This window comes from Spirosoma sp. 209 (genome assembly GCF_002006735.1).
GTDB lineage: Bacteria > Bacteroidota > Bacteroidia > Cytophagales > Spirosomataceae > Spirosoma > Spirosoma sordidisoli.
In genome coordinates this window covers 1-5,904 of the sequence record NZ_MVEC01000036.1, presented here as the reverse complement: position 1 = coordinate 5,904, position 5,904 = coordinate 1, and the positions used below count along the sequence as shown (strand labels likewise).

Annotated in this window: 4 protein-coding genes; all 4 read right to left on the bottom strand. The window is 56.9% G+C overall.

What is annotated here, in order from left to right; genetic code table 11:
• Positions 1–471 precede the first annotated feature (471 nt).
• A complete protein-coding gene (locus B1C80_RS27940; RefSeq protein WP_077924510.1) occupies positions 472–1,629 on the bottom strand; it encodes an aldose epimerase family protein in 1,158 nt (385 codons plus the stop codon).
• 67 nt (positions 1,630–1,696) lie between these two features.
• The gene (locus tag B1C80_RS27935) at positions 1,697–2,395 is read right to left on the bottom strand and encodes an L-ribulose-5-phosphate 4-epimerase (RefSeq protein ID WP_077924509.1); all 699 of its coding nucleotides are present in this window, start codon (positions 2,393–2,395) and stop codon (positions 1,697–1,699) included.
• Positions 2,396–2,533: 138 nt separating this feature from the next.
• Entirely contained in the window at positions 2,534–4,078 is a 1,545-nt protein-coding gene (locus B1C80_RS27930) for an alpha-N-arabinofuranosidase (RefSeq protein WP_077924508.1), read from the bottom strand.
• A 208-nt stretch (positions 4,079–4,286) separates the two neighbouring features.
• Positions 4,287–5,795, bottom strand: a complete 1,509-nt coding sequence (gene araA, locus B1C80_RS27925; RefSeq protein ID WP_077924507.1) for an L-arabinose isomerase — start codon at positions 5,793–5,795, stop codon at positions 4,287–4,289.
• Positions 5,796–5,904 lie beyond the last annotated feature (109 nt).

Genomic DNA, 5,904 nt, shown 5'->3' with positions numbered 1-5,904 from the left:
AATTGGTTAGATGAGAACAGCTTTAAGCTACGCTTTCAAACCAGCACTTAAACCTTACTAATAGGCCTGAAAGCCTGCATTTCTATCCAGTGTAGGGTTTGAAAAACTCAGCCAGGATTCAATCTCTAAATAGGCTTGGTGGCCTTGCATGTTTGCTAAAGTGCCTGACTGAGAGTAGCATTACAGGGTGTAATATTCTTAATTTCTTACTACTGCTCAAAACTAAAGGCTTGTTTGGGGAAGGTATCTGCTGGCTTTAGTCGGCTCGAAAGGCTGCCTTTTTTACCCCCAGCCCCTAAAGGGGAGCCCATCCGGCGCGGACGGCTCCCCTTTAGGGGCTGGGGGTAAAATCCGGTTTCTTCGTAGATATACCTTCTCAGCCAATCTCCCCCAAACAACCCTTCGAAGGAGTTAGCGGTGTTAATGGCGAAAAAGAACAATCCCTACCGGAGGTTTGCGCGCAGAAGTGGCTTACTTCCGGGTAGAGAACTGGTAGATCGTGGTGGTTTTGTACGTCTGGCCGGGGCGGAGCGTCGTTGTCGGGAAGGCGGGCTGGTTAGGCGAGTCGGGGTAGTGTTCGGTTTCCAGACAGAGGCCGTAGCGTTTTTTGTAGGGATTTCCTTCCCGACCCGTTACCGAACCGTCGAGGAAGTTGCCCGTGTAGAACTGTACGGCCGGCTCGGTCGTCTGTACCTCCAGCACCCGTCCGGTGGTTGGCTCGAAAACGGTGGCCACCGACTTCAAACCCTGGCTGCTGTCGGCAAATACCCAGCAGTGGTCGTAGCCCAGGCCGTACTTGATCTGGGTGTCGGCGGGGTCGTCGATGCGGTCGCCAACGCGGGTCGGCTTGGTAAAGTCGAACGGGGTGCCGGCAACGGCCTGGAGCTGCCCGGTCGGAATCAGCGTCTTATCGACGGGTACGAACCGGTCGGCCTTGATGGTTACCACGTGGTCGAGGATGTCGCGCTTGGCCCCGCCGGTCAGGTTGAAATAGGTGTGGTTGGTCAGGTTTACGACCGTGGGTTTGTCGGTCGTGGCTTCGTAGTCGATCCGGAGGGCGTTGTTCTTCTGAAGCGTATACGTTACGGTAACGGCCAGGTTGCCGGGGTAGCCTTCTTCGCCGTCTTTGGCGGTGTAGGTCAGTTTCAGCGCGGGCTCGTCGCCCTCGACGGGGGTAGCTGTCCAGAGCACTTTATCGAAGCCGACCTTGCCGCCGTGCAGGTGGTTGCCCATGTTGTTGGTCGCCAGCGTGTAGGTTTGTCCGTCGAGGGTAAACTTACCCTTGGCGATCCGGTTGCCGTAGCGACCCACCAGCGCCCCGAAGAACGGGTTGTTTTTGCGGTACGTGGCGAGCGAGTCGAACCCCAGCGTGACATCGGCAAACTGACCGTCTTTATCGGGGGCGGTCAGGCCGACCAGAATGCCGCCGTAGGTCGTTATCCGGGCCGTCATGCCGGCTTCGTTGCGCAGGGTGTACAGATCGACCGGGCGACCGTCGGGTAGTTGGCCATAGGCCTGTTTGTCAATAGTCATCGTTTGGGTATTCGTAGTTTTTTTAGACGCGCAGGCATTCAGGAGCGTCAGCGCGCCGAGGGCCATCAGGCCGACATACTGAGAAAAACGGTTCATGGGGTGACTGGTGAGGGGGTTAGGTGTTAGGGTGGGGGCAAACCAGCTGGCCGGTGCGCCCGGCTGACTAGCAGCCCTGTCCGTAGTAGGCGTTCGTACCGTGCTTGCGCTGGTAGTGCTTGTTGCGGAGGGTATCTTTAATACGGGCTGTGTTGGGGTTAATCTGTAACGTCAGGTAAGCCATACGGGCTACTTCTTCCAGTACGGCTGCGTTGTAGACCGACTTTTCGGCGGTTTTGCCCCAGGTGAACGGGCCGTGGTTCTGCAACAGCACCATCTCGACCTCGGTATGCGAGAGGCCTTTCTCCCGAAACACGTCGAAAATCTGATTGCCGGTCTCGTGTTCGTAATCGCCTTCTATCATGGCGTCGGTCAGGACGGGCGCACACGGAATGTCGTGATGGGTATGGTCGGCATGGGTAGTTCCGAAGATGGGGATGTCCAGACCTGCCTGGGCCCAGGCTACTGCATGGGTGCTGTGGGTATGGGTAATGCCGCCAATGTCGCTCCAGGTTTTATAAAGCAGCGCGTGAGTCTTGGTATCGGACGACGGACGCAGGGTACCGGCTACCACCCGGGCGTCGTAATCGCAGATCACAATGTCGTCGGGGGTAAGAATGTCGTACGATACCCCACTCGGTTTGATGGCAAAAACGCCCCGCTCGCGATCTACCGCGCTGACGTTGCCAAAGGTAAACAACACCAGCCCGAGCTTGGGCAGCTGCATGTTGGCCTCGTAACATTCTTCCTGTAAGGTCCTGTACATGGGTGATTGAGTGATTTGTCTATTGAGTGATTGAGTGGATGAGTGATTGAGTGATTGGTGATTGAGTGATGAGTAGCTGGCACGGCCAACTTTATCACCAATCGCTCAATCACCAATCACTCAATCAACAGACCTTCGTTATTTCATTTCCAGCACGACTACGGAGACCGGGGGGAGGGTTACGGTCAGGACGTCGCCATTGCGGGTAGCCCCGGTGAAGGGGACGGGTTTTACCCTGTTCGGCTGCTCGAAGGTGTTATGATCCTGTACCCTGGCCGACGTCAGGATGCGGCCCGTCAGGCTGGTGGCGCTTACCCCTTTCAGGTTGACCGTAACGGTTTGCGGCTTCCCGGCGTCGATGTTGACCAGCGAGATATGTACTTTACCCGCCTGGTCGCGCGAGGCCGATGCGGAGATGGCCGGGAGTTTGTATTTACCTGATGTATAATCTTCCGTTTTGAGGTCGATAGGCAGCATCGTGGCGTCCTGGTGTACATTATACATCTCCAGCACGTGGTACGTTGGGGTCAACAGCATCTTGTCGCCCTTGGTCAAAATTACGGCCTGGAGCACGTTCACCGCCTGGGCCAAATTCGCCATCCGTACCCGTTCCGCATGTTTGTGGAAGATGTTCAGCGTGGCACCGGTCAGAATGGCATCGCGCATGGTGTTCTGCTGATACAAAAATCCCGGATTCGTTTTCGGTTCGACCTCATACCAGGCGCCCCATTCATCAACAACCAGGGCGATCTTTTTCTGGGGGTCATACTTGTCCATGATTTCCGAATGCTTCTGCACGAAGGTGTCCATCTTCAGGGCTTCGTTCATCGTATGGGCGTAGTCGGTTTCGGTAAATTCAGTAGCCGAGCCTTTCTCATTCGGTCCCCAGCCAAAGGTAGAATAGTGGTGCAGGGCTACGCCTTCGACCATTTTGCCGGGAATATTTTTCATCAGCGTTTCGGTCCAGTTAAAATCATCTGAACTGGCTCCTGATGCAATCCGGAAGATGGTTTCTTTACCCACCTGAGTACCCATGAACGTAGCGTACTGGCGGTAAATATTGGCGTAATAATCGGCCGTCATGTTGCCGCCACATCCCCAGGCTTCGTTGCCAACACCCCAGTAGCGTACGTTCCAGGGGGTTTTGCGGCCGTTTTGCTGCCGCAGGGTAGACATGGGGCTATTGTTGGGGAAGTTGACATACTGTACCCAGTCGCTCAGGTCCTGTACTGTTCCGCTGCCCACGTTACCGGCCAGGTAAGGCTCCGTGCCGAGTAGTTCGCACATGTTCAGAAAGTCATGGGTACCGAAACTGTTGTCTTCCGTTACGCCCCCCCACCATGTGTTCACAATCTTGGGCCGTTTGGCTTTCGGGCCGATGCCGTCTTTCCAGTGGTAGGTATCGGCAAAACAGCCGCCCGGCCAGCGCAGGTTGGGGATTTTCATCTTTTTGAGGGCCTCGATCACGTCCAGCCGCACCCCGTTTTTGTTCGGGATTTTCGTGTTGGTCTCGCCCACGTAAAAGCCATCGTAGATACAGCGGCCAAGGTGTTCGGCAAAGTGGCCATAGATATGGCGGTTAATAACGGTCTTGCCATCGCTGGCGTTGACCGTCACGCGGTTCTGCGCCGTAGCCGACAGGGTCAGTGCCGCGAGCAGAAGAGGAAGCAGTTGTTTTTTCATAAAAAGTGGGTTTTTGTGAAAGGGCGTGTAGAGACGCAACCGCAACGGCGGCCCGGCCCTTGCGTCTCCTGTCCGGATGGTTTGTTGCTATGACCGTAGTTCATGTCGTCCACCGTGGTCCGTGTTGACACGGACTACGGTGGACGACCTCGATGTAGACCTCGCGAACCGCTTACACGTCAGCAACAGCAGGGCAACCGTGAAACAATTACCGGCGGTAGGCGGCTTCGCTCCAGCGGAGTTCGTTTTTCAGCTGGCGCAGCTTCGTCTGGCTATCGATCACGACGAGTTCGACCCCAAAGATGTCGGCGAAGTCCTCGATATGGCTGGTGGTCAGGTTCTGGCTGAATACCGTATGGTGGGCACCCCCCGCGAGTATCCAGGCCGCGCAGCCGGTAGCCATGTCGGGCATGGGTTTCCAGAGGGCGCGGGCAACGGGCAGTTTCGACAGGGCCTCCGTAACGGCTACGGCTTCTACCTCGTTTACGATGAACCGGAACCGGTTGCCCATATCGACCAGCGACACGTTGATGGCCGGGCCGGCCGGTGCGTTGAACACCAGCCGAACCGGATCTTCCTTGCCGCCGATACCGAGCGGGTGAACCTCGCAGCTGGGCTTGCCATCGGCAATGCTGGGGCAGATCTCGAGCATGTGGGAGCCCAGAACGAGCGGGTTGGTCGGGTCGAAGTGGTAGGTATAATCTTCCATGAACGAGTTGCCGCCCGGCAGTCCGGCCGCCATCACTTTCATGACGCGTACCATAGCCGCCGTTTTCCAGTCGCCCTCGCCCGCAAAGCCGTAGCCGTCGGCCATGAGCCGCTGCGACGCAATGCCGGGTAGCTGTTTCATGCCGTACAGATCCTCGAAGGTGTCGCTGTAGGCGCCAAACCCGCCGTCCTGCAAGAAGGCCCGCATCCCGATCTCGATCCGGGCTGCGTCGCGCAGGGAGTTGTGTTGCGCGCCACCCCGCTGCAGCGAATCCATCAGGGTATAGGTGTCGGCATACTCCGTTACGAGCCGGTCGACGTCGGCATCGCTAACCTGATTGATTACCGTGACCAGATCGCCGATGCCGTGGGTGTTGACCGACATGCCGAAGGTCATCTCGGCGGCTACCTTGTCGCCATCGGTAACGGCTACCTGGCGCATGTTATCGCCAAACCGGACTACCTTCAGGGTTTTTAGCTCGTGAGCGGCTACAGCTACCCGCGCCCAGTCGGCCAGTTGGGCAACGACAGAGGCTTCCTGCCAGAACCCGACTACTACTTTGCGGTTCAGGGTTGGTCGGGCCTGGTGCATGCGGGTCATCATGAAGCCAAACTCACGGTCGCCGTGGGCCGACTGGTTCAGGTTCATGAAGTCCATGTCGATGTCGCCCCACGGAATGTCGCGGTTGAACTGGGTATGGAGGTGCAGCAGCGGTTTGTTGAGGATCGTCAACCCCCGAATCCACATCTTGGCGGGCGAAAAGGTATGCATCCAGGTGATGACCCCGATGCAGGCTGGGGCGGCATTGGCGGCCTGGCAGATGGCGTAAATCTCGTCGGTTGTTTTAACTACCGGCTTAAACACGATCCGTACCGGCATGTCGGCGGCCCGATCAAGAAATTCGGCAATCGCCTGCGAGTGCGCATCGACCTGCTGTAAGGTCTCCTCCCCGTATAAATGCTGGCTCCCTGTGATGAACCAAATCTCAAACTGTTTCAGGTTGATCATTATGAACGTTGTACTGATTTTGAATGATGAATGATGAACGTTGCGGTGGTTTCGCCGACCACGATGTAGAGACGCAACCGCCCGGCGGCCCGGCCTTTGCGTCTCCTGT